Origin of the sequence: Gordonia sp. ABSL11-1, from assembly GCF_030315685.1 — a bacterium.
GTDB lineage: Bacteria > Actinomycetota > Actinomycetes > Mycobacteriales > Mycobacteriaceae > Gordonia.
Map to the genome: position 1 here is coordinate 36,512 of NZ_JASXSI010000004.1, position 22,064 is coordinate 58,575.

Annotated in this window: 20 protein-coding genes and 1 riboswitch; of the genes, 12 read left to right on the top strand and 8 right to left on the bottom strand. The window is 65.8% G+C overall.

Annotated features, from left to right (window positions below):
- Window positions 1-52 precede the first annotated feature (52 nt).
- On the bottom strand, window positions 53-1,252 hold the full coding sequence (locus QSJ19_RS05690; protein WP_286318923.1) for a GNAT family N-acetyltransferase: 1,200 nt from the start codon (window positions 1,250-1,252) through the stop codon (window positions 53-55).
- Window positions 1,253-1,535: 283 nt separating this feature from the next.
- Here QSJ19_RS05690 and QSJ19_RS05695 point away from each other — a divergent pair, with 283 nt between their 5' ends.
- From QSJ19_RS05695 to QSJ19_RS05715, 5 genes are all read left to right on the top strand, one after another.
- A complete protein-coding gene (locus tag QSJ19_RS05695; protein WP_286318925.1) occupies window positions 1,536-3,128 on the top strand; it encodes an ABC transporter substrate-binding protein in 1,593 nt (530 codons plus the stop codon).
- On the top strand, window positions 3,128-4,201 hold the full coding sequence (locus QSJ19_RS05700; protein WP_286318927.1) for an ABC transporter permease: 1,074 nt from the start codon (window positions 3,128-3,130) through the stop codon (window positions 4,199-4,201). Before QSJ19_RS05695 ends, QSJ19_RS05700 begins: the two co-directional genes overlap by 1 nt.
- Before the next feature lies 1 nt (window position 4,202).
- Window positions 4,203-5,111, top strand: coding sequence for an ABC transporter permease (locus tag QSJ19_RS05705; protein ID WP_286318929.1), 909 nt, complete (start codon window positions 4,203-4,205; stop codon window positions 5,109-5,111).
- The gene (locus tag QSJ19_RS05710) at window positions 5,108-6,799 is read left to right on the top strand and encodes an ATP-binding cassette domain-containing protein (protein ID WP_286318930.1); all 1,692 of its coding nucleotides are present in this window, start codon (window positions 5,108-5,110) and stop codon (window positions 6,797-6,799) included. Before QSJ19_RS05705 ends, QSJ19_RS05710 begins: the two co-directional genes overlap by 4 nt.
- A 1,213-nt stretch (window positions 6,800-8,012) precedes the next feature.
- Complete coding sequence (locus QSJ19_RS05715) at window positions 8,013-8,459, top strand: Hsp20/alpha crystallin family protein (RefSeq protein WP_286318931.1); 447 nt, start codon at window positions 8,013-8,015, stop codon at window positions 8,457-8,459.
- A gap of 104 nt (window positions 8,460-8,563) precedes the next feature.
- On the opposite strand, the gene QSJ19_RS05720 is transcribed toward QSJ19_RS05715, so the two are convergent.
- The 3 genes from QSJ19_RS05720 to QSJ19_RS05730 are packed head-to-tail and all read right to left on the bottom strand — an operon-like array spanning window position 8,564 to window position 10,143.
- The gene (locus tag QSJ19_RS05720) at window positions 8,564-8,863 is read right to left on the bottom strand and encodes a DUF3618 domain-containing protein (protein ID WP_286318932.1); all 300 of its coding nucleotides are present in this window, start codon (window positions 8,861-8,863) and stop codon (window positions 8,564-8,566) included.
- Window positions 8,860-9,264, bottom strand: coding sequence for a phage holin family protein (locus QSJ19_RS05725; RefSeq protein ID WP_286318933.1), 405 nt, complete (start codon window positions 9,262-9,264; stop codon window positions 8,860-8,862). The genes QSJ19_RS05720 and QSJ19_RS05725 overlap by 4 nt, the downstream gene beginning before the upstream one ends.
- A 57-nt stretch (window positions 9,265-9,321) precedes the next feature.
- Window positions 9,322-10,143, bottom strand: a complete 822-nt coding sequence (locus tag QSJ19_RS05730) for an SDR family NAD(P)-dependent oxidoreductase (protein WP_286318934.1) — start codon at window positions 10,141-10,143, stop codon at window positions 9,322-9,324.
- 116 nt (window positions 10,144-10,259) lie between these two features.
- Between QSJ19_RS05730 and QSJ19_RS05735 the strand changes: the two genes are divergently transcribed.
- Complete coding sequence (locus QSJ19_RS05735) at window positions 10,260-10,868, top strand: TetR/AcrR family transcriptional regulator (protein WP_286318936.1); 609 nt, start codon at window positions 10,260-10,262, stop codon at window positions 10,866-10,868.
- Window positions 10,869-10,948: 80 nt separating this feature from the next.
- Entirely contained in the window at window positions 10,949-12,466 is a 1,518-nt protein-coding gene (locus QSJ19_RS05740; RefSeq protein WP_286318938.1) for a phospholipase D-like domain-containing protein, read from the top strand.
- Between the two features lie 24 nt (window positions 12,467-12,490).
- Here the strand turns inward: QSJ19_RS05740 and QSJ19_RS05745 are convergent, their stop codons facing one another.
- A complete protein-coding gene (locus QSJ19_RS05745; protein WP_502876099.1) occupies window positions 12,491-13,261 on the bottom strand; it encodes a 3-oxoacyl-ACP reductase in 771 nt (256 codons plus the stop codon).
- Window positions 13,252-13,348, bottom strand: a riboswitch (TPP riboswitch). It overlaps the preceding gene by 10 nt.
- A gap of 104 nt (window positions 13,349-13,452) precedes the next feature.
- On the opposite strand from QSJ19_RS05745, the gene QSJ19_RS05750 reads away from it, so the two are divergent.
- The 3 genes from QSJ19_RS05750 to QSJ19_RS05760 all read left to right on the top strand — a co-directional run bounded on the left by QSJ19_RS05750 (window position 13,453) and on the right by QSJ19_RS05760 (window position 15,970).
- The gene (locus QSJ19_RS05750; RefSeq protein ID WP_286318942.1) at window positions 13,453-14,193 is read left to right on the top strand and encodes a VOC family protein; all 741 of its coding nucleotides are present in this window, start codon (window positions 13,453-13,455) and stop codon (window positions 14,191-14,193) included.
- Between the two features lie 272 nt (window positions 14,194-14,465).
- A complete protein-coding gene (locus QSJ19_RS05755; protein ID WP_286318944.1) occupies window positions 14,466-15,029 on the top strand; it encodes an LGFP repeat-containing protein in 564 nt (187 codons plus the stop codon).
- 671 nt (window positions 15,030-15,700) lie between these two features.
- Window positions 15,701-15,970: a hypothetical protein gene (locus QSJ19_RS05760; protein ID WP_286318946.1), complete on the top strand. Its 270-nt coding sequence runs from the start codon at window positions 15,701-15,703 to the stop codon at window positions 15,968-15,970.
- Here the strand turns inward: QSJ19_RS05760 and QSJ19_RS05765 are convergent.
- The gene (locus tag QSJ19_RS05765; protein ID WP_286318947.1) at window positions 15,967-17,607 is read right to left on the bottom strand and encodes an MFS transporter; all 1,641 of its coding nucleotides are present in this window, start codon (window positions 17,605-17,607) and stop codon (window positions 15,967-15,969) included. The two genes, QSJ19_RS05760 and QSJ19_RS05765, sit on opposite strands and share 4 nt — an antisense overlap.
- A 19-nt stretch (window positions 17,608-17,626) precedes the next feature.
- Window positions 17,627-18,637 (bottom strand): glutaminase A, encoded by a 1,011-nt coding sequence (gene glsA / locus QSJ19_RS05770; RefSeq protein WP_286318948.1) that lies wholly within the window; start codon window positions 18,635-18,637, stop codon window positions 17,627-17,629.
- A 345-nt stretch (window positions 18,638-18,982) separates the two neighbouring features.
- On the opposite strand from glsA, the gene QSJ19_RS05775 reads away from it, so the two are divergent.
- Window positions 18,983-19,576, top strand: a complete 594-nt coding sequence (locus QSJ19_RS05775) for a hypothetical protein (RefSeq protein ID WP_286318949.1) — start codon at window positions 18,983-18,985, stop codon at window positions 19,574-19,576.
- A gap of 302 nt (window positions 19,577-19,878) precedes the next feature.
- Here QSJ19_RS05775 and QSJ19_RS05780 read toward each other — a convergent pair whose 3' ends face one another.
- Complete coding sequence (locus QSJ19_RS05780) at window positions 19,879-20,763, bottom strand: LysR family transcriptional regulator (protein ID WP_286318950.1); 885 nt, start codon at window positions 20,761-20,763, stop codon at window positions 19,879-19,881.
- A 200-nt stretch (window positions 20,764-20,963) separates the two neighbouring features.
- Here QSJ19_RS05780 and QSJ19_RS05785 point away from each other — a divergent pair, with 200 nt between their 5' ends.
- Window positions 20,964-21,965, top strand: a complete 1,002-nt coding sequence (locus QSJ19_RS05785; RefSeq protein WP_502876106.1) for an FUSC family protein — start codon at window positions 20,964-20,966, stop codon at window positions 21,963-21,965.
- Window positions 21,966-22,064: the final 99 nt, after the last annotated feature.

Here is a 22,064-nt window from a genome sequence, read left to right on the forward strand (position 1 = left end):
GAGAGTTGTTGTGGTGCAGCGCCACATACCGCAGCGTCTGGACGGGGGCGTGTCAGAACACGATCCCGGAGAACGGGAGTCGGTGCGCGCCGAACAGCACGTCGAGTCGTCGGACAGCGTCGACACGGTGCTCGACGACCTGCCCGACCGCGGCCAGGTTCCGCCAGCGGGTGCCGCCCAGATAAGTGGCGCCGAGTGCCGCGACACCGACGGTCACGTCGGGGTTGGCGCTCACGCGGCGCACCGACTTCGGGCCGATCTCGTAGACACCGGAGTTGGTGGGCAGCTGCGGATCGTCGACGGCGACGACGACGGGGTCCTCTTCGGCGTAGGTGCGCGCGGCGAGCGCCGCCTCCACGTCGACGAGTCGCAGCCAGGTCTCGTCGTGCTCAGGGCCCAGGTCGACGGCGCGGCGGTCGCCGACAGCGAGGGCGATCGGATCGTCGAGCGCCACGGCATCGACGGCGACCACATCCACCAGATCGAGGGAGAGCAGGTGGCGCCACAGTCCGGCACGGGCGTCGTCGTCGACCGCGACGAAGTCCGACACGGTTACCGTCCGTGACCTGCTGCCGAACCAGTGCTCCGGGTCCTCCGGCCGATACACCACGTACCCGTCGTCGACGCCGTTCGCACTGTGCACCGCGACATACACACTGGCGGAGTCACTCGCTCGCCGGATGCGTTGCAACTCCCACCACCCGTCCGGGCGGATGATGGTGCCGGTCGAGTCGACCCGGTCGGCGATCTCGGAGAGGAGATCCGTGGTCACCGCACCGTCCACCAGACGGACCTGCCCGCGGTCAGGCAGCGTGGGTCGCAACCGGGCGCGTCGGAGATCCACGCGGACCGACCGCGCCGACGACGCGACGCCGTAACCGAACTGCTCGTAGATGACCGCCTCCGAGGCGCGGAGGGTCGCGACAATCTCCCCGCGACGGGCGAAGTCGTCGAACTGGGCGGCGATCAGCCGACGCAGAACCCCCTGACGGCGGTGGGTCGGCAGCACGCCGATGTGGGTGACCGCGGCGTGTGGCACGTGCGCACCGCCAGGGACCACGAGCCGACTGGTGTACGCGTCGGCCCCGCCGACGACCACGCCGTCGTCGACGGCCCCGATGAAGCGGCCGGGTTCGGTGATGGCGGTGGCGTCGACGTCCCAGGCGGGGAGTCCGACCATCGAACGGAAGAAGGCGCTCAGCGCCGACCTCACCTCATCCGGCGTCGACAGCGTGCGGATCTCAACGCTCATTCCGACGAGTATCGGCGCGAGCGTAGGCGAGATCGAGCGTTTCACCCGCGGCGATTTCATCGGAAGAATCGGGAATCGACAACTGCCGGACCCCATGGGGAAAGGACCTGTGTGACAACCGAACATCACCATCGAGATCAGATCCGCTATTCCGGCGACTCGGACATCCGATCACGCTGAACCGAAGAGGTGCCGATATGCACACGCCCACCGTAGGGTCGGCCACCGACGTGCGCCGTCGACAATCGCCGGCGCCAATCACGAGGGAACGGCCCCACACATCATGCGAATCGAACGTATCCGTCGGCGCGGCTTCGTCGTCGCCGTACTCGCTCTGACGGTCGCCGTCGTCGCGACCGCCTGTGGCGGCGGAGGCGGCTCGGTGACATCGAAGAACCCTGCCGACACCCTGGTCGTCGGCCTGTACACCGAACCGACGGCGATCGATCCACAGCGCGAGTACTTCTGGGAGACCTTCCGAGCGTCACGGAATGTCTACGAGCCGCTCGTGCAGGAGGTGCTGTCGACCGATCAGGGCGTGACGAAACTGGCGCCCGGTCTCGCGACGGCGTGGCGGTCCAACCCCGATGCCACCACATGGACGTTCGACCTGCGGCGCGGGGTGAAGTTCCACGACGGCACCGACTTCGACGCGGCCGCACTGGACTTCAACGTCAAGCGCTTCAGCGATCCGTCGTTCGAGTTCTACGACGAGAAGAGTGTGGCGATGCTGAAAGCACGGTTCAGCGACCTCAAGAGCACCCGCATCGTTGATGACCACACCTACGAGTTCACCTTCAATCGGCCCTACCTGGGATTCCCGCGTCTGCTCGCCCAGTCCATCGGCTCGCCGCTCGTATTCAGCCCGGCCGCACTGCGGCAGTACGGCAACGACGGGTTGTCGGAGCATCCGACGGGTACCGGCCCCTACCGGTTCGTCGAGCGAAAGATCAACGACCACATCACGCTCGACCGCAATGACGCCTACTGGGGTGAGACACCGCAGCTGAAACGCCTGGTGTTCCGGACGATCCCGAACAACCAGAGTCGGCTGGCCGCCTTTCAGAGTGGCGAGATCGACATCCTGACGCGCGTGCAACCCACCGACGTAGAACTGCTCGAGCGTCAGGGTGCGTCGGTGCCGAAGGGCACCGCGGCGCAACTCGACTACGTTTCCTTCCTGTTCGGCAACCGTTGGGCGCAGAACCCGCAAGTGCGCGAGGCCGTATCGCTCGCCATCGACCGACAGGGTCTGGCCGACAACATCTACTCCGGCCACGCACAACCACTCTGGTCGTTTCTGAATCCCGGCAACGAGGCCTACGACCCGAATCTGCGTAACTACTCCTACGATCCGGACCGCGCACGGCAGGTGTTGTCCGGAGCCGGGCTCGGCAATGGTCAGGTGTCGTTCAACATCATCGCCGACCTCGCCGGCCAGCCCGAGGCGGAGGCCATCTCCGCGAACCTGAAGGCCGTCGGGATCAACGCGCCCGTCGTTGCCCTCGAGCGGGGCAACTACTCGTCGCGCATCTCCAATCCGCAATCCGACGACGGCTTCCACCTCGGCGAATACGGCGGAACGTACCCCGAGTGGGCACTGGAGGGATTCAACTCGACGGTCCTGGCCAACGGAGGTGAACGCTACGTCGATTACCCGGCGATCACCCGTGCACTCGACACCGCGCGCTACACCAGCGACCCGAACACGCGAATCGTCGACTGGCAGAACGCCGACAAGGTGATCGCCGCGGACCACGCGGTCATCCCGACGGTGAACTTCACCCGCTACTACGCGATCTCACCCCAGGTTCGCGGCTTCGTCTGGCCCAACACGAACTGGTACGACCTCGGACCGGTGTCGAAGGAGAGCTGATGTCGACCACCCTGATCGAGACGGACGCCGACGTCGGCGCCGACGAGCCCGATGCACCCAAATCGCGCGCCGTCGAACCGACCGGTCGCTGGGATACGGTGCGTGCCGCGGCCCGTCGGCACCGCCTGGCACTACGGATTCTCGGTCGGGTGCTCCTTCTGGTCCCAGTGCTGTTCGTCATCTCGATCCTGGTGTTCTTGCTCGGCAAGGCGAGTCCCGGAGACCCAATCAAGGCCAGCCTGCACGGCGTGCTGTCGTCGGATGCAGTTGCCGACCTCCAACAGGCGTACGGGCTGAACGACGGACTGGTCGCCCAGTACCTCGACTGGGTGTCGAGTCTGTTCACCGCAGGCGGCGGCCGGTCGATCATCAACGGCTCCAACGTGTTCGACACACTGGGAACGGCGTTCGTGAACACGTTGATCCTCACCGCCGCCGCGGTGTTCGTATCCGTGGTGTTCGGGGTGCTGATCGGAACCGTTGCGGCGCTCAATCACAACCGCTTCGTCGACCGCGCCATCATGCTGCTGGTGCAGATCGGTTCGAACCTGTCGGTCTACTGGTTCGGTCTGATCCTCATCTGGCTGTTCGCGCTGCAGTGGAAGGTGCTGCCTGCCACCGGTATGCGCGACCTCACCGGCAACGGCGGTGCCGCCGACCTCCTGCATCACCTGATCCTGCCCGCGTTCTCCGCAGCTCTCATCTCGATGCTCATCCTCGCGCGGTTCGCACGGGCCGGCGTGATCGAGAGCCTGGAATCGGACTACATCCGGACCGCGCGCAGCCAAGGGCTCCCCCAGTGGCGAATCCTGACGAAGCACGTCGGCCGCAACGTCGCACCGATCATCGTCACGACCACGGGTCTGGAGATCGGCACACTTCTCAGCGGCGCGGTGTTCGTCGAGTTCGTGTTCAGCTGGCCCGGTGTGGGTACCGACCTGATGAACGCCATCAGCGCCCACGACTACCCAGTCATCCAGGGCGGCGTCATGTTGGTGACGGTGGTGTTCGTGCTCGTCAACCTGGTCACCGACGTCATCGCCGATCTGCTCGACCCCAGACTCAGGAGCTGATGTGACGATCTCGGACGATCAGGAGACGACGGCCGACGTCGAAGCGGGCGTGTCGTCGTCGGCCACTCGCCGATGGAATCGCCCTGCATGGACCTACCACCGACAGTTGGTTCTCGCGGTCACCGTGCTGACGCTGGTGATAGTGGTGTCTGCTCTGGCGCCGTGGCTCGCTCCCTACGATCCAACGATCGGGGACCCGGCGTCGCGATATCTGCAACCCGGTTCGGATGGACACCTGCTCGGAACGGACGAGCAGGGTCGCGACGTCCTGAGTCGCCTCATCTGGGGTGGTCGCGCCACGATCGTCCCGACCGCGATCGCGACCTCGGTCGCCGTGCTGATCGGCTCCGTCATCGGACTCCTGGCCGGTTGGTCGCGGTCGTGGGTGTCGTCCGCGGTCATGCGGATCATCGACATCCTGTTCGCGTTTCCCGTCGTCATCGTCGCCTTCGCGCTGGCCGAGGTAATCGGGATGGGCGTCTGGGTGGTGGCCTCTGCAGTGGTGTTCGCCGCAGTCCCCTACGTGACGCGGATCGTCTACGCCGAGACGCGACGCCAGCGCGAGCTGGAGTATGTCGAGGCATCCATCGGGCTGGGCGCATCGTCGTGGACGATCCTGCGTTCGGAGATCTTGCCAAACGTGGGTGCGACCATCATCGTGTATTGGACCAGTCTCATCGGCATACTGATCGTGTTGGCGTCGAGCCTCAGTGCACTGGGCATCGGCGTGCAGCCACCCACGCCCGATTGGGGGCGGATGGTCGCCGAAGGTGCAAAGGTCCTGATCTCGGGCAGCCCGTTCGTCGCGATCGTCCCGGGCGTCGCGATACTCATCGTGGGCCTCGCCTTCAACTGGCTCGGCGACGGCCTCCGTGACGTGCTCGACCCCCGCTGGAGCGCACACCGATGACGACCACACATGAATCACGTTCATCCGCCGAGACTTCCGACGCGCGCCCACTGCTGCGTGTCGACGGCTTGTCGGTCCGCTTCCCGAATCGGGCCGGGGGCGTCGACGCGGTGTCGGACCTCTCCCTCGACCTGCCGACCGATCGCGTGCTCGCCCTGGTCGGCGAATCGGGATCGGGCAAGAGCGTCACCGCGTCCGCGATCGCGGGCCTGCTCCCCGCCAGTGCTCGGCCCGAGGTGACCGGGTCGATAGAGCTCGGTGGCCACCAGATCATCGGCGCCGCCGAACGTGATCTGAACAGGCTGCGAGGCAAACGGATCGGCACGATCTTCCAGAACCCGGCTACGTCGTTCGACCCGTCGTTCACCATCGGCAACCAGCTCGTCGAGCTGATCCGACTCCACCGACCGGTGGCTCGGCGCCACGCTCTGACGCTGGCAGCTGAGTGGCTGGAGCGGGTGGGCATCCACGATCCGCACCGCGTGCTCGACAGTTATCCGCATCAGTTGAGTGGCGGTATGCGACAGCGGGTGATGATCGCGGTCGCATGCCTACCCGAGCCCGATCTGCTGATCGCCGACGAACCCACGACCGCACTGGATCCGACGCTCTCCACTCAGATCCTGGATCTGATCGACGGTCTGCGGCGCGACCTCGGCATGGCCGTGCTGTTGGTGACGCACGACTTCGGCGTGGTGGCACGGCTCAGCGACACCGTCGCGGTCCTCCGCCATGGGCGTCTCGTCGAGCACGGCGCCACCGCCGCGCTGCTCGCGGATCCGCAGCACGAGTACACGCAGCGTCTCATCGCCGCGGTGCCCGAACTGTCGGCCGATTCTCATCTGGTGGCGCGGGATCATTCGTCGGCCGATCCGGCGCCGGCGGCGGTGATCGACGGGGTGTCGAAGGTGTTCCACGGCAACGGGAGTCGGACGAGCGACTTCGCCGCGCTGCAGGAGGTGTCCATCCGCGTCGACCGGGGTCGAGCTCTCGGGTTGATCGGCGAATCAGGCTCCGGGAAGTCGACATTGGCCCGCATCCTGGCCGGCATCGAACCCGCATCGAGCGGCAAGGTCACCGTGCACCGGGACGAACGTCAGATCGAGATCTCGCAGCTGGGTCGCGCGGACCGTGCGCGTCATGTCCAGCTCGTATTCCAGGATCACGGCAGCGCACTCAACCCACGCATCCGGGTCGGCGAGCAGATCGCCCGACCCATCCGTCGTCTCGGTGTCGCCGCCACCTCGTCGGCCGCCAGACGCCGCACCGACGAACTCCTCGACCTCGTCGGGCTCGAACCCGCCGTGCTCCGGGATCGCTACCCACATCAGCTCTCCGGGGGTCAGCGGCAACGCGTCGGCGTCGCCCGCGCGCTCGGCGTCGAGCCGGCTTTGGTGATCCTGGATGAACCGACGTCGGCGCTGGACGTCACCACGCAGGACGAGATCCTGCACCTGCTCGCCGACCTGCGCAAAGCGACGTCGGTCACCTACCTGCTCATCGCGCACGACCTGGCCGTCGTCCAGGCCTTCGCGGACGACGTGGTGGTCCTGGATCGGGGACAGGTCGTCGACCGGTTCGACGCCCGTGACTTCCGCGCACCCGACCGCGATCCCGTCACCCAGCGTCTCGTAGAGGCCGTGCTGCCGCCGCGGCCCACGCGGATCAGCCGGGAGCCTTCCGGCTGAGTCCTTCCCACGCTCGGTGCTCGTCGGTGCGGGCCACCTCCATTGCTGGACCATGTCGTAAGAGGCGCCGCCGACGATCAGCCGCAACGGCGGGTCGGCCAGATCCACGAGTTGCATGATCACCGGAGCTGCGGTGGTCGGGTCGGGGCCGAGATCATTGCCCCACATCTCCGCCAATTGCGCTCGGAGGGAATTGCATTCGGGTCGGGACCCACTGTGTGTGATGCCCCGGGTGAGCGGGTCGGTGCCGTATCCGCCGAGCTGCACGACCGTCACCCCGTTACCGAACGGCGCCACCGCCATACCGGGCGCCTGAATCATCGAGTCGAGCGCACTCTTGCCCGCCCGCAGAACCCGGTGGACGCGCCGCCGCCCGTGCCCATCGAGGTGACCTGGAGGTTACGACCAGGTCCTTGGGCCCGAAGGTGCGCGACTGTTTCACAGACGATTTGGCTACCGGAGTCGACCGAGCACGTAGACCTCTACACACAACGAGCCGACTGCGACTCCGGCTGCCAGAGCAACCGCAACGGGTGACGAGCCAGCGACGATGAGCAGAAACGTCACCACGAACCCGATGGTCGTCAGGATCGCGGCAAGCAGTCCCTCGAAGGGACCCCAACGCCACCCCTGTGGAGTAGGACGGCGCGGCCTCGCGTGTCCACCACGACCGATCATCCGTGTCGACGAACCGCGACCGGGCCATCGCCACTTCGGATTCGCGCGCCGTAGCCATGACTCCGACCGCGACGTCGACGGCGGTGGACCGATCAGCCTCCCGTGTGCGTTCGCCGCCGCCGCGAGAGTCATGATGCCACCGCCGCACGGCCGTGCTCGGACGCCGCCGCCTCTGATACAGCGGGACCATCGAAGCGACGTGGTATCTGCGTGGGGGTCGCCGCGTCACGCCGAGGATCGGCCGCTCTCGTCACTCGTGAACGGGTGAACCCCATGATGGATGTCCACCATGGCTCGAGCGGCGATGGGTCGGGCCACTCGACGAACGGGGCCGCATCGGATTCACGCGCAGTCATGGTGTCCTCCTTGTTGTTCCGGGTCTGGTGCCCTGGCGCGAACGAACAAGAATTATCTAGCACTCTTTGCCGACGAGTGCTAGCGCGATCGGCCGACGAGTGCTATTTATGGATGTGTACAGCGATGTGCTGCTCGTCAACGGGTGGCGAGCAGCCTGATGTTCAGGAGGTGAGTAGCTGTGCTTCGTTTTGATCCGTTCAGCGATGTGGACGCACTTGCTCGTGGATTGATGACCGGCTCTGTGACCGGTACTCAGCGCACGCCGAAGTTCATGCCGATGGACCTCTACAAGGTCGACGACCACTACATGCTGGTGGCCGACCTGCCCGGCGCCGATCCCGGCTCGATCGACGTCAGTGTCGACAACGGCACGTTGACGTTGTCCGCACAACGCAGCGCGCCGTCGGACGAGGGGGTGCAATGGTTGAGCAGTGAGAGATTCGCCGGAGCCTATCGGCGGCAGCTCTCGTTGGGCGACGGCATCGACACCTCGCGCATCAGCGCTGACTACGACAACGGCGTTCTCACGCTGACGATCCCACTGGCCGAACGCGCCAAACCCCGAAAGATCACCGTGGAGGCCAAGGATCGGCCGCAGGCGATCGCTGCCCATCACAGCGACTGACCGAGTTCGCTCGGCGTCGTAAACCAGTGTGAGAAAGGGGGGTTGATGCGTGTGGCGGGCCACCGAACGGGTGGCCCGCCACGGCAGACGGGGCCGGTCAGCGGCTAGCGCTTCCGCCGTCGGATCACGACAAACGCGCCCAGAGCCAGCGCACCGGCGACGACGACACCGATGATCGCCTGCCGGTTGTCCTTGGCCTTCGCCGCTGCCGCATGCACGGTTTCGTCAGTCGCAGCGCTCACGCGTGCGGGCACGTCGAGCTTTTTCGTCAGTGCATCGACGGTCTCGGCAAGTTCTTCCCGCTGCTGCTCGACGGGTGGCGGATCGGCAGCCGCGGGTCCGGTGTTCTGGGGCTCGCTGTTCTCGGGCCCGACTTTCTCGGGTTCAGGGGCCGGCGTCGTCATCGGAGATGCTCCTTCACAGTGTCGATGTCCTGCTGAACGCTGGCGGCGGTGTGCTCCGGAGCCGGCGGCACAGCTGCTTTGGCTCGTTGCGCTCCGATGGCCGCGACCACGCCGCCGACCACCAACAAGACGACACCGACGATGACGGCGGCCAGCCACGCGGCGACTGCCGTGGCCAGTCCGAGCACGGCCGCGGCCACAAGAGTCCCGAGTCCGAACAGCACGAGCAGCGTGCCCGCACCCGAGATGCCCACCCCGACACCCAGGCGAGTGCCTTTGCCCTTCACCTCGTCGAGCGCATCGCGGATCTCGGTCTTGACGAGCGTGGTCGTCTGCTGCTGCAGCCGTTCCACGAGTTGCACGGTCGACAACTCGTCCGTCCGTTGGTTCTGATCAGCCATGTGGTGCGTGTACCACTCCCGACGGGAGCCAAACCCCGCCACGCGTTCTGCACCGGCTCAGCCAGGAGCCTGTCGGCTGAGATGCTCCCAGTTCCGGTATTCATCGCTGCGGGCCGCCTCCAGTTGCTGGACCATGTCGAAGGACGCGCCGCCGACGATCAACCGCAGCGGGGGTTCCGCGAGATCCACCACCTTCATGATCACGGGTGCCGCGGTACTCGGGTCGGGACCGGGTCCGCCGCCCCACATCTCGGCCAGTTGAGCACGCAAGGGCTCGTAGTGCGAGATCGCTCGGGTATCCGTCGTACCCCGCGTGAAGAGGTCGGTTCCGTATCCGCCGGGCTGCACGATCGTCACCGTGATCCCGAACGGCGCCACCTCCATCGCCAACGCCTGGCTCAGCGCATCGAGCGCACTCTTGCTCGCCCCGTAGAAGCCGGTGGACGCAACCCCGCCGCCGGTTCCCATCGTCGTCACCTGGAGGATGCGTCCGGATTCCTGGGCGCGTAGATGCGGCACGACGGCCTGTGAGACCCACACGGCGCCAAAGAAGTTGACGTCGAACTGATCGCGGATCTGTTCCTCGGTGGCCTCCTCGACCATACCGAGCAACATCACCCCGGCGTTGTTGACCACCACATCAATCCGCCCGAACACGTCGACCGCCCGATCGACGACGCTATACACCGCCTCACGGTCGCGCACATCCAACGTCAGCAACTCGAGCCGGTCGGGATGGGCGGCCGCCAGATCGGCCAGCGGCTCGAGATCACGCGCAGCGGCCACCACCGTGTCGCCGGTCGCGAGTGCCGACTCGGTGAACGCCCTGCCGAGCCCCCTCGACGCACCGGTGATGAACCAGACTCTCGCAGTCGTCATACGCACTCCTTCGAGATCCAAAAGACGAGACGTTTCGTCTCGGCACAGAGTGCCCGCAAGCACGGGCCGTTGTCAAGACGACCCGTCTCGTCTCGTCCCGCATGTATCGTCGACTCATGCCCGATGCCGCCACCCCGAATCCCACACGACGCAGCGAGCGATCCCGCCAATCCGTCCTCACTGCTGCACGCGATCTCGTCGCCGAACGGGGGTATCCCAAGGTCACGATCGAATCCATCGCCGCCAGGGCCGGCGTCGGCAAACAGACCATCTATCGCTGGTGGCCGTCCAAGGGAGCCGTCATCCTCGATGCCTACCTCGCGCTCAGCGAAGGCGAGGACGGTGTCGAACTCCCCGACACCGGCGACCTCGAGGCAGACCTGAAGGCGGTCATGCGAGCAACCGTGGCCGAGTTCGACGACCCGGCTCTCGAGGCCTCGCTCAGAGCACTCAACACCCAGATCACCGACGATCCCCACCTCTCGGCCCTCTATCGGGAGAGGCTTGCCGACCCACTCGACGATGCAAAGAAGACGAGGCTGCGCGCCGCCCAGCAGGCCGGGCAACTCGATTCGGAGGCCGACCTGGATTTGGTCGTGGAGTTCCTGTACGCCCCGCTCTACCAGCGCTGGTTGCAGCGTTCCGGTGAACTGACGCCCGAGTACACCGACGCCATTGTGGACGTCGCCCTCCGGGCCTTCGCACCCCGAACCGACCACCGATAGAAGGCACCCCCACGTGCCGCGCCTGTCACCTCCACGGATACCGTCAGCGGTCGGTGGAGGACGGTTACGAGGGGACGCTCATGACAAACGCGGAAGAGGTGCGCCGAGAAGGCGGTCGACCCCTACTGACACCCGGCCGCAACTGCCACGGGATCGCGCGCGCCGACCGGTTCGCCTGCATCGTCGACGCCGCGGACTACTTCCGGTTCGCGAAGCAGGCGATGCTCGGAGCACAGAAGCGAATCATGCTCATCGGATGGGACTTCGACACGCGGATTCAGTTCGAGCCGGAAGGCCAGACGCTCGACGGCCCCAATGAGCTCGGCGAGTTCCTCAATTGGCTGCCGAAACATCAGCCGGGTCTCGAGATACACCTCCTGAAGTGGAGCGTGGGCGCATTCACCGCGATCACCCGCGGGATGACCCCCGTCTTCCTCGCCAACCTCGCCACCACGAAGAACGTCCACCTCGAGATCGACACACGCCACCCGCTGCGGGCCGCGCATCATCAGAAGATCGTCGTGATCGACGACTGTATCGCGTTCTGCGGAGGGATTGACATGACCGTGGACCGCTGGGATCGGTCGGACCATACCGACGACCATCCGCGTCGCGTCGAGCCCAACGGCGACGCGTACGGGCCGTGGCATGACGCGACAACCGCCGTCGACGGTGACGCGGCCCGTCTCGTCGGCGATATCGCGCGCCAACGGTGGCAGGTCGCCACCGGGGAGGAACTCGATCCGGTCCGGGGCGTCGACGCCGACCCGTGGCCGGACGCCCTGGATCCGACGATGCGATCAGTCGACGTCGCTGTGGCCCGCACACTTCCGGAACTGGGACACCAGAGCGAGGTCCGCGAGATCGAACAGCTCTACCTCGATGCGATCGGTTCTGCGAAACGATTCCTGTACATCGAGAGTCAGTACCTCGCCGCGCGCGTGATCGCCGATGCGTTGGCCGAACGTCTTCGGGAACCCGGGGGTCCGGAGATCGTCGTCGTACTCCCCCGCCACGCCGACGGATGGCTCGAGCAGAAGGCCATGGACGGCGCCCGCAAGCGCCTCCTCCATCAACTGTGGGACGCCGACCGGCACAACCACTTTCGCGCTTACCATCCGGTAACCGCCGCGGGCGAACCGATCTACGTGCACGCGAAGGTTCTCGTCATGGACGACGAACTGCTGCGAGTGGGCTCGTCCAACCTCAACAACCGCTCGCTCGGACTCGACAGCGAGTGCGATCTCGCCGTCGAGGTCACCGCCGGCGATCCGTCAGCCGGCGAGCATCGGAGGAGTATCGAGTCCGTCCGCGACCGCCTGATCTCCGAGCACCTCGCCGTGTCGGTGACCGACTTCCGCGACGAAATCGACCGCCGTCGCTCCCTGATCGCCGCCATCGATGAACTCCGTGGCGAAGGGAAAACCCTCGTGGAATTCGAGGCGACGACCGTCGAGGACGAGGAGAGTCCGTTGGCGGAGAACGATCTGATGGACCCGGAGACCGCGAAGGGCAATTCGCTTCTCACCCGCGCCATCCGGTTCGTCGCGGGTCGACCGCTCCAGCGTCTGCCGGGCGCCGTCGCCGGTCGTCGATGATGTCGCTCCAGACTGCGACTGCCGTCAGTTCTTGACGAGACCGCCGTCGACGACGAGATTCTGTCCCGTCACCGCACGCGACCACGGGGACAGGAAGAACAGCACGGCGTCGGCGAACTCGGCGGGCGTCGTCACCGACCGCAAGGGCGTGGATGCTGCGATCGCGTCGAAGACGGCCTCGGGTGTGGCCGCGCTGGCGTCGGTGGTCCGCAGCAGTCCGCCCGAGACCATGTTCACGGTGATGCCGTCGGGCCCGAGGTCGTGCGACAGCGTGCGGGTCAGGGCGAGCAGAGCCGCCTTGGCAGCGGTGTAATCGTGATACGGGACAACGGGATTCTGCACCAGGTTGGTCCCGATGTTGATCACGCGACCGCCACCGGCCTCACGCATACCCGGTAGCGCCGCCTGGATGGTGGTGAGCGCACCGCCGACGATGCCGTGTAACTGTGTGTCGAGCTCGCGCCACGTGAGGTCGTCGGCGTGGGAGCGCTCGTCGCCGTTGAACGAATAGTCGGGCAGTGCGTTGTTGATCACTGCGGTCACCGGCGCGTCGAAATGCTTTGCTGCGGTGGCGATCATGTGGTGCACCGCATCTCGATCGGTGACGTCGGCGCCGACGACGAAGGCCTGCTCGCCGATCTTCTCGGCCAAGGCCAGTGCGGCGTCACGACTGCGGCGGTAGTTGATGACGACACGCGCCCCCTGCGCGGCGACCGCCGACACGACATGGGCGCCGAGTCCGCGAGCACCACCGGTGACGAGGACGACGTGCTCGGACATGGGCACAGCAGACATTCGGACCATCCCTTCGCCGGTGCTGACCGGAGCAGGTTCGACGGGTCTGATCTCAGCCGGCCCATGCCGGCACCCCGTGTCGAAGTCCATGTGATCGCACTGAGTGGCGTGAGTGCAAGCAGGACTCGACGCGTGACCCGTCGCCGGAGGTCAGTTAGGGTGGCCTAATCAAGCCAGCAGGCAGGGGTACCATGAATCACGTCGCCACGTTCGACCATCTCATCCACTGGGTGGACGATCTCGACACGGCCTCGGCGTCCTACGAGTCCGCCGGGATTCCGGTGACACCAGCGCTCACGATGCCCGGATTCCGCAACGCGGCCTGGGGAATCGACGATGAGCGTTACGTCGAGCTGGCCTGCGTGGACGACTGGAATGCCGTGGAATCCTCGCCGTACGGAGAGAGCTTGGCGATCCTTCGACCGGCGGTCGAAGCATTGCGCGGCCCCGGTCCGCTGACGTTCGCCGTTCACGTGCCGGACGCACGGGCGGTTGCCAGTCGACTCCGCGCGTCAGGTCACGCCGTCGAGGAGGTCGACGTGCACCTCCATGACAGGGATGCAGGTTTCGTCGAGGTGTTCGCCAGCGACGCGCCCACACACTTCCCGTTCTTCATCACCTACGATCCGCCACGTGCCGACATCGCCCGGATGCGCGCCGACCACCGCAGGGCGCACGGTATCTCGTTCGATGGCCGACCGGACCTGATTGCACTGCTCATCGGCAGTACCGCCCCCGACGCCGACGCCGTCCTTCTCGGAGAGTTCATCGGATGCCAGGTTCGCGGCCGCACCGTCGAGCTACCCGGCGCCGAGCTGCGGCTGACCGACGATGCGCCACGAGGCCTGTACGGCATCGCGGTGCGCGATCCGAACTTGCGAGATAGTCGTCCGGTCGACGTGAGCGGGATGTCGATCGTCCACGACGGCTGAGGGCGGCTCGTCTGGCACAGACCGCACGCGGTGCCGCAGCATCACAGGTCAGCGCCCGATGGGTGTCATTCGCCCGGATGAACTTTCTTAGCTTTGGTAACGAACGAACACGGTCATTCGGATACTCCGATGGAGAGCGTGAGTGATCCAGGTCTCACTGAGGCGGCGCGGGCGAGCGGTTGACGATTCGCATGCCTGGTCGCCCTGTGGGGTGAACCGGTCGGGGACCGACGAAGGGAATCGACATGTCGAACACGCTGTGGAAACGACTTATGCTGGTCACAGCCATCGTGGCGCTGGCGATGGGGCTCCCGGTTACGGCGCAGGCGCACGCCGACGGACTCTACGGCCGCTATCTGGTCGTCGGCCGGATCGAGCAGGCCTACCTGGACACCGGGGGCCCTGGGACCTGGGGCAATCCGACGATGTCCGAAGCGGCTGCTGCCAACGGTGGGCGATTCCAACGTTTCGCAAAGGACACCTCGTTCTATTGGAATCCGCGGGTGTCCTACGGGGTCGCCCACCAGGTGGGCGGCGCCATCCGCGCCAAATGGGCAGCGCTGAACTGGGAGCGAGGCGCCCTCGGGTATCCGGTGAACAACGAACAGGGACACCAGGAGTCATCGACGCCGGGAGCACGGTCGAATGACTTCCAGGGCGGCGTGATCTTCTGGTCCGCACCGACCGGCGCCCATCCCGTGTGGGGCGAGATCCTCAACAAGTGGGTGCGCGCGGGAGCGACGAAGTCGTCGTTCGGCCTACCCGTGGGCGACGAGTACCGCATCGGCACCCGATACGCCCAGAACTTCCAACAGGGCACGATCCTGTGGCCCTGATCTTTTCTGGAACACCCGACCGCGACAAGCATGGCACGCCAGGGATTCTCGACAACGTCTTCCCCGTAAAGCGTTCACTGATGTCCTGCTCCAGCGCGGGTCATCGGTGAAACGCTCATGGCCGCGGTGTCGTAGGTTCTTACGGTGCAGGTACCCCGGGTCCGATGACGCGCAACCGATCACGCGAAGGATGCTGCTTCGCCGGTCGGTGCTCACAGCAATGATGGCATCGTGTGCTGTCGCGTGCAGCTCACCCGTGCCGCATCAGTCGCGACCTGCTGGCGTCGCGGCACGGTGGGGCGCCTTCATCCCGTCCGTCCTGCCGGCTGCCCGGTGGCCGGATGGATTCGCGAGATGACGGAGAACGTAGCGCTCACCGTTACGTTCTCCGTCATCTGCGCACGCGATCCTGGCCGGTCCACCGTTCAGATGAACACACTCAGCCGATGCTCGTGCCCGCCGGAGATTCCTGTCGATATCGACACCCCGATATGAGAAACTCGACGAAGAATCCACCATCAGAAAGTCAGGTCAGATCGATATCGGGTCGGGGAGCCCAACAAATTAGTGTCGAGAACGAAATGCTTGGTCGAATCGGTTGATTCTTTTGCATCGCAAACAGATTCGACGGCCAGACGTTCTTCTCGGACATCTCCCGAAGGAATGAAGTCATGACCACCCGAATCCGCGCGATCTCCATCGGTTTCGCACTCAGTGCAACCGCCACATTGTTCGCGGCACCGATCGCATCCGCCGCTCCGGCCGTGGCCGTCGCACCCACCCCAGCGGCGACCATCGAGGTGCCCGACATCCCGGTCCCGCTCCTGCCCGTACCGCTGCTCCCGGTTCCGCTGGTGCCCGTACCGGTCGTCCCGATCTTCCCGATTCCCGACGCTCCGAAGACCGTCTGCATCACGGTCGTCTGCGTCCCCGTCGACTAGCGCGGGTCGGGTCGCTCCCCGTACGTGTCCTCCGGGATCTCACCGGGCCGGTAATCGGGCAGTCGACTGGCCGGCACGATCGCAATGGCACTCAACGCGGCCAGCAGCAGTAACCCGTACTTGAGCGTGCGCAAACGGACGTCCTCGTTGATGCGGACGGCCTCGTCGACCTGCGCAGGTGTGGCGTCGGTGCCGTCGAGGACTTTGCGCAGTTCGTCGTTGCTGACGAAGTTGACGTTGTCGAGGTCCACCTGAGACACCAGCGAATCCGGGAGTCGCGGGTGGTCGACGACCGCCTGCCCGACACCGACGCTGAGCAGCGTGACCAGCAGGGCGCCCATGACGGCCGTACCGACTGCCGACGCCAGGTTCTGCGTGGTGCCGCGTACCGACCCGACGTCGCCCGCGAGCTTCTTCGGCGCCGAGGTCACCAGCACGTTGAACACAAGGGTGACAAGTGCGCCCTGCCCGATGCCGAAGACGATCAACCCGACGATCGTCGGCAGCGTCTCCCAGTTGTTCGACACCACGTACGCCAACCAGACCAGGGCGCCGGTGGTGAGCACGAACGAGAACACGCCGATCGCGCGCGGGGTGAACCGCCTGTAGACGCGGACCACCAGGGTCGCAGTGATGAACACGGTGAGGTTGAAGGGCATCATCGCCAGCGCGGTGTCGAATGGTGTTCGCCCCTGCACGATCTGGATGTATAGCGGCACGGTGAAGTTCAATGCCGCCTCCATCGCGACGACGATGAACATCGCGTAGACGGCAGATCGCTCCCGCGAGCTTCGCAACACTGACAGGTCGACAAGCGGAACCTTGCCCGCCGCCATCCGTCGTCGCGTCCACACGAAGAACGCCTGCACCAGAATCACGCCGACGACGATCAGTACGGGTGCCGGAGACACTCCGAGGATGTCGAAGGGTGCGCCGTCGTCGGCGTAGAAGACGCCCCAGTTGTTGAGGTTGTTGAAGCCCAGAGTGAGCGACATGATTCCGACGCCGATCAGGATCGCCGCGACACCGTCGATGGTGATGTCCGGGTCGCCGGGCACCGGCTTGAGGGAGAAGCTGAAGATCAGGATCAACACCGCCAGCGCCAGTACGATGCCGAACACCGGACGCCACCCGACCAGCGTCCCCAATGCGCCGCCGATGAAGAACGCACTCACACCCGACACTGCCCGCGCCGAGCCGAGCGAGCCGATCGCGGTGGCCTGTTGGTCGCCGTGGTAATTCGCCGCGATCAACGCGACCAGCGACGGCACGATGATCGCGGCGGCAGCACCGGCGAGAGCCTGGCCCGCGATCGCCCACCCAACCGCGGGCGAGACGATCATCAGGATCGCCGAGCAGGCGAATACGCCGACAACCAGCCGAAAGATCAGCAACCAGCCGACGCGTTGTCCGAGTTTGGCGCCCAACATCACCAGCGCGGCGACCACCAGCCCGTAGACGACGATGGTGGTGCTGGCGACCGTCGGTGCGACGTCGAAATCATCGACCATCCCACCCAGCGAGACAGGCAGTGCCGCGACATTGAACGACATCATCACCTGCGCGAGGAACAAGCCGATCATCGGCATCCACGAGGTACGTTCGGCTGGGGCGGTCTCGGACAGAGGTGTGGTCACAAGCGGAACTCCTTCTCGGTCACGGTTGTGGGAGGTGACGGGTGGTGGCCGCCGACGCGAAGACGTTCAGGCCGAGCGTACGAGACAGGTATGCGGTCGCCCGTTGCCCTCGGACGCTGTTGCCGGCTTCATCGAGGCGAGGTGAGAAAGTGCCGATTGCGCCCTTGCCCGGAGCCACGGCCACGATTCCGCCGGCCACTCCCGACTTCGCCGGTAGTCCGATCTCGTACAACCACTCTCCCGAGCGCTGATACATGCCCGCCGCGGCAAGCACGGACAGTGTGTCCTGGCAGACGTGTGGACTCACGACCTGCTGACCACTGATGGGATTGACGCCGCCGTCGGCGAGAGTGGCGCCCATGATCGCGAGATCGCGGGCGTTGACCAACAGGGAGCACTGCCGGGTGTAGACATCGACCACATCGAGTGGATCGATGGTGATGCGGCCGTAGCTCTCCAGCAGTCGGGCAATCGCTTTGTTCCGCTGGTTGGTGAGCATCTCGGACTGGTACACGTCCCCGTCGAGTTCGAGGAACCGGCCCGCGAAGCGCGACACCCCGGTGCGGATGTACTCCCATTGTGCCGCCGGGGTCTCGCCCGGCACCAATGCCGTGGTCGCCAAGGCCCCCGCATTCACCATGGGATTCATCGGATGCCCGTTGTTCAGCTCGATCGCGATGACCGAGTTGAATCCGAAACCGGTGTTGTCCACACCGACTCGATCCGCAACCACTGTATGTCCCAACGCATCGCACACCAATGCGTAGACGAAGGCCTTCGAAATCGATTGGATGGAAAAGTCGTGGCCCGCTGCACCGATGGTGTGTACACGTCCACCGACATCGGCGACGGCAACCCCGAACAGGTCCGGATCCACACGAGCGAGGGCGGGGATGTAGTCGGCCACTGCACCTGCGGTCCGCGATCGGTACCTCTCATACGCCGATCCCACGAGGTGGTCGACTCGCTCCCATCCAGGAAGCGCACCTGTGGACACCGCCTGTTCGATCCCGTCGACCTCGAGTTCCACTCAACCGCCCCCCTTTCCGCTACGGAGTGTACGGCTCATGACCCGCGACTGAGATGCAACGAACCGTCCGACATCTGAATCACGTCTCCTTGCCGCGCACAATGAGCAACGGAAACGTATTCTGCAGAATCGGACAGAGAGTGCAAGAATGATGTCGACAACCATCGGCCGTACAGAACCTTGCGTGGATGGCTGTCCCGAGTCGGGTGAATTGTACTGCAGGCGTTGCAATTCGGCTGCGGATCTGCGTCTCGTGATCATCCAACGAGTGTTGTGAGAAATGAACGTCCCGGGTGTTCTCATGCGCCACGCACGACGTTCTCGATATCCCCAAGGAGTCCGACCATGACCAGGAGAATCCGTACGACATTCGGCACAACCACACTCGGCGCTGCCATACTCGCCGCCGCGATGGCTCCGACCGCGTCGGCTGCGCCGGCCGACGTCACCGCGACGTCGTCCGTGTCGGGCAGTGTCATCACGCTGACCGTCAAGAACAGCGCCGCCAAGCGGATCGGTTGCGAGATCTTCGGTGTCCCGGCCGATGCGAAGCCGTCCGCCGATCAGGTCAAGTTCGGCTACCAGACTCCCGAGGAACTCAGCGCGCTGATCGTGCCGGGCAGCACGAAGAACCTCGAGATGCGACTGTCGGTGGGCACACCCCCTCGGCCGGCCGGCTCGACCACCATCCCCGACGGCAGCTACGACGTCTACTGGGGTTGCGGCACCATCTCACTGCCGCCGGGCGACCCGGCCGCCGAAGAGTACTGGGGCACCAACCCACCGCTCGGCAACAAACCTGCGACCGCAACGACGCCACTCCGTGTCGACGTTCCGGGAACCACCAGCACCGAGCCGTCCACTCCCGCACCGGCGCCGACCGCGCCCGGCGGACCGAAGACGATCTGCATCGCGGGCTTCTGTCTGCCGCTGCCGTGATCACAGGCACCTGACCCCCGCCGCACCGTGTTGAGGCGCCGCGCGCTCGGAAGTTCAAGCCAGTGCACGCGGCGCCTCCACGTCCACGTTGCCAGTGGTCACTCACGCGAAAGGGGGGAGTTCGCGCGTAAGCGCTCCGAACATTCCGCTGGCACCGCCCCGACGGACGTATCGCCACGGTAACAAACCTTCCAGCACGACGCCATGTGGACGACGGGAAAACATCAGTGGCGCAATGTCTTCCAACTTCCGTTGAGGATCGAGGCCTTACAACACGGGTTGCATGTCGCCGATCGCGTCGCTCAGCGAGTTCCGAAGCCCACCTGCTCCAGAGCTTTCACCAGCACCGGCGCCGGATCGACGTCGACGCGGACGAACGCCACATGCCCGCTCAACTCAGGGTCGTCGAGGTCGACGACGTGGTACGGCGTCTGCTCGCCTCGTCGCCGCACCCAGGCGCGCGGGACGATACTGGCCCAACCGCCTCGTGCGACGAGCGCCAGCAGGGTGGAGATCGCGTCGGCCTCCAGCCGCGGCGTGATCGTCACACCCTGGGACGCAGCCACCTCATCGATTCGGTCTCGTCCACGCATTCCTTTGCGCAGCAAGCACATCGGGAGGTCAGTGATCTCCGGCCAGCTCATCGATTCGACTCTGGCGGGGCCGAGGCCATCGCCGATGACGAGCACATGCTCCTCGTCGTACAGCGGTCGGCACACCAGTCCGCTCGTGTCGACCCCGTGGGTGTACAGGATTCCCGCGTCGAGTTCGAACCGGCGTAGGCGGTCCACGATGTCGTCGGAGCGCAACGCGGATTCGATTCGCAGCCGAACCAGCGGGTGAGCGTCGCAGAACGGGTCGACGAGGTCGGCGACGACGGTGGTCGCCGCCGGGATCACCCCGAGCCGCAGTTCGCCCGTCAGGCCGGTGTGGAGGGTCGCGGCCTCGTGCTCGAGTGAGTCACGTTCGGCCAGAATTCGTCGTGCGCTCAGCACGAGCCGTTCGCCTTCCGGCGTGAGTCCCTCGAAACTGGAGCCGCGTCGGACGAGCGGGACGCCGAGTTCACGCTCGAGTTTGCGGATCGCCTCCGACAACGCCGGCTGCGACACGAAACATGCAGCGGCGGCACGCGCGAAGTGCTGCTCCCGGGCCAAGGCCACGAAGTACTCGAGTTGACGGAACTGCATCCACCCGTTCTAGCACGGTCGATAGGCGACTCCTATCGACCGAGTAGCACGGCGTCTTGGACACGACGACTCGGCGCGACGGACCATGGTCGGGCAGCGTCGGCACGCCGCGGACTGAGCGACAACCGGCGAAACGGAGACCGACCGTGAGGTCAGAAACACTACGACCCGACGGACACGACCACCGCCACGCCCTGCGCGTGGCGGCAGGTCTCGCGGTCCCGGGCATGGTCCTGCTCATCGCGGGCCGGCCGGACTTGATGGTGTACGCGGCGTTCGGTTCGTTCGCAGGCATGTACGGCCGCACCGATATCGGCGCGACCCGTCTCCGACAACAGCTCGAGGCCGCCTGTCTGCTGACCGCCGGTGTCGTCATCGGCGTGCTCTTGTCGGCATGGACGGTGTCCGGATGGGTGCTCGTGGCTGTCGGATCGACGTTCGCGGCGCTCAGCTCCCTGCTGGCCGATCGGCTCCGGCTCCGACCCGTGGGGCCGTTCTTCTTCCTCTTCGCTCTCGGCGCCACGGCCACGGTACCGCCGTCGCTCGTCGCTCCTGCGGTCGCGATCGGCATCTGCGCTGCCACCGCCGCGCTGGCAGTAGCGATCGGGCTCATCGGCGTACCGCGCGAGGGCCCATCGCGTGAGGTTCGTCGCCTGCCGCGCGGTGCGTGTGTGCACGCGGTCCGCTATGCGGTCGCCGTCGGCGCCGCCGGAGCACTGGGCATGGTGTTCGGGTTCGATCACGCGAACTGGGCGATGGCGGCCGCAGCCGTGCCCCTGGGCGCGATGGACGTCGGGCGACCATCTGAGGGCGAAGTCCGGCTGGTGCTGGTGCGCGCGATTCATCGGGTCGTCGGCACGGCCGCGGGTCTCGTCGTCGCCGCGGCGCTGCTCGCCGCGGATCTGGGTCCGTCCGCGCTGGCCGCACTCATGATGGCGCTGCTCTTCCCCACCGAACTGTTCATGACGCGCCACTATGCGGTGGCCATCGGCTTCTTCACCCCGCTGATCATGCTGATGACCGAACTCGCCGACCCATCTGATCCGGCTGTGCTGCTCACCGCCCGCGGATGGGACACGCTCATCGGCGTGGTGACCGGTGTCGTCGTGGTCGTGGCGATTCGGGGACATCGGCGGTCGTCGTCGCCACTCCCATCATCGAATCCCGCGGGGCGTCGGAGGGCTATCGGCCTCAACGCCTGACCCAGGTGTCACCACGGCGCGACGCCGTGTCGACAGTCGCCTCGACTTCGCGCTGACGTGCCATCTGGGTCAACGATTCTCGACGACGACAGGCGCGAA

Excerpts from the sequence above, each read along its gene's own strand:
- QSJ19_RS05730 (WP_286318934.1), bottom strand. The coding sequence starts at position 10,143 with ATGACGACTGCGAGAGTCTGGTTCATCACCGGTGCGTCGAGGGGGCTC.
- QSJ19_RS05735 (WP_286318936.1), top strand. The coding sequence starts at position 10,260 with ATGCCCGATGCCGCCACCCCGAATCCCACACGACGCAGCGAGCGATCC.
- QSJ19_RS05710 (WP_286318930.1), top strand. The coding sequence starts at position 5,108 with ATGACGACCACACATGAATCACGTTCATCCGCCGAGACTTCCGACGCG.
- QSJ19_RS05760 (WP_286318946.1), top strand. The coding sequence starts at position 15,701 with ATGACCACCCGAATCCGCGCGATCTCCATCGGTTTCGCACTCAGTGCA.
- QSJ19_RS05750 (WP_286318942.1), top strand. The coding sequence starts at position 13,453 with ATGAATCACGTCGCCACGTTCGACCATCTCATCCACTGGGTGGACGAT.
- QSJ19_RS05755 (WP_286318944.1), top strand. The coding sequence starts at position 14,466 with ATGCTGGTCACAGCCATCGTGGCGCTGGCGATGGGGCTCCCGGTTACG.
- QSJ19_RS05725 (WP_286318933.1), bottom strand. The coding sequence starts at position 9,264 with ATGGCTGATCAGAACCAACGGACGGACGAGTTGTCGACCGTGCAACTC.
- QSJ19_RS05780 (WP_286318950.1), bottom strand. The coding sequence starts at position 20,763 with ATGCAGTTCCGTCAACTCGAGTACTTCGTGGCCTTGGCCCGGGAGCAG.
- QSJ19_RS05745 (WP_502876099.1), bottom strand. The coding sequence starts at position 13,261 with ATGTCTGCTGTGCCCATGTCCGAGCACGTCGTCCTCGTCACCGGTGGT.
- QSJ19_RS05720 (WP_286318932.1), bottom strand. The coding sequence starts at position 8,863 with ATGACGACGCCGGCCCCTGAACCCGAGAAAGTCGGGCCCGAGAACAGC.
- QSJ19_RS05690 (WP_286318923.1), bottom strand. The coding sequence starts at position 1,252 with ATGAGCGTTGAGATCCGCACGCTGTCGACGCCGGATGAGGTGAGGTCG.
- QSJ19_RS05700 (WP_286318927.1), top strand. The coding sequence starts at position 3,128 with ATGTCGACCACCCTGATCGAGACGGACGCCGACGTCGGCGCCGACGAG.
- QSJ19_RS05695 (WP_286318925.1), top strand. The coding sequence starts at position 1,536 with ATGCGAATCGAACGTATCCGTCGGCGCGGCTTCGTCGTCGCCGTACTC.
- QSJ19_RS05775 (WP_286318949.1), top strand. The coding sequence starts at position 18,983 with ATGACCAGGAGAATCCGTACGACATTCGGCACAACCACACTCGGCGCT.
- QSJ19_RS05740 (WP_286318938.1), top strand. The coding sequence starts at position 10,949 with ATGACAAACGCGGAAGAGGTGCGCCGAGAAGGCGGTCGACCCCTACTG.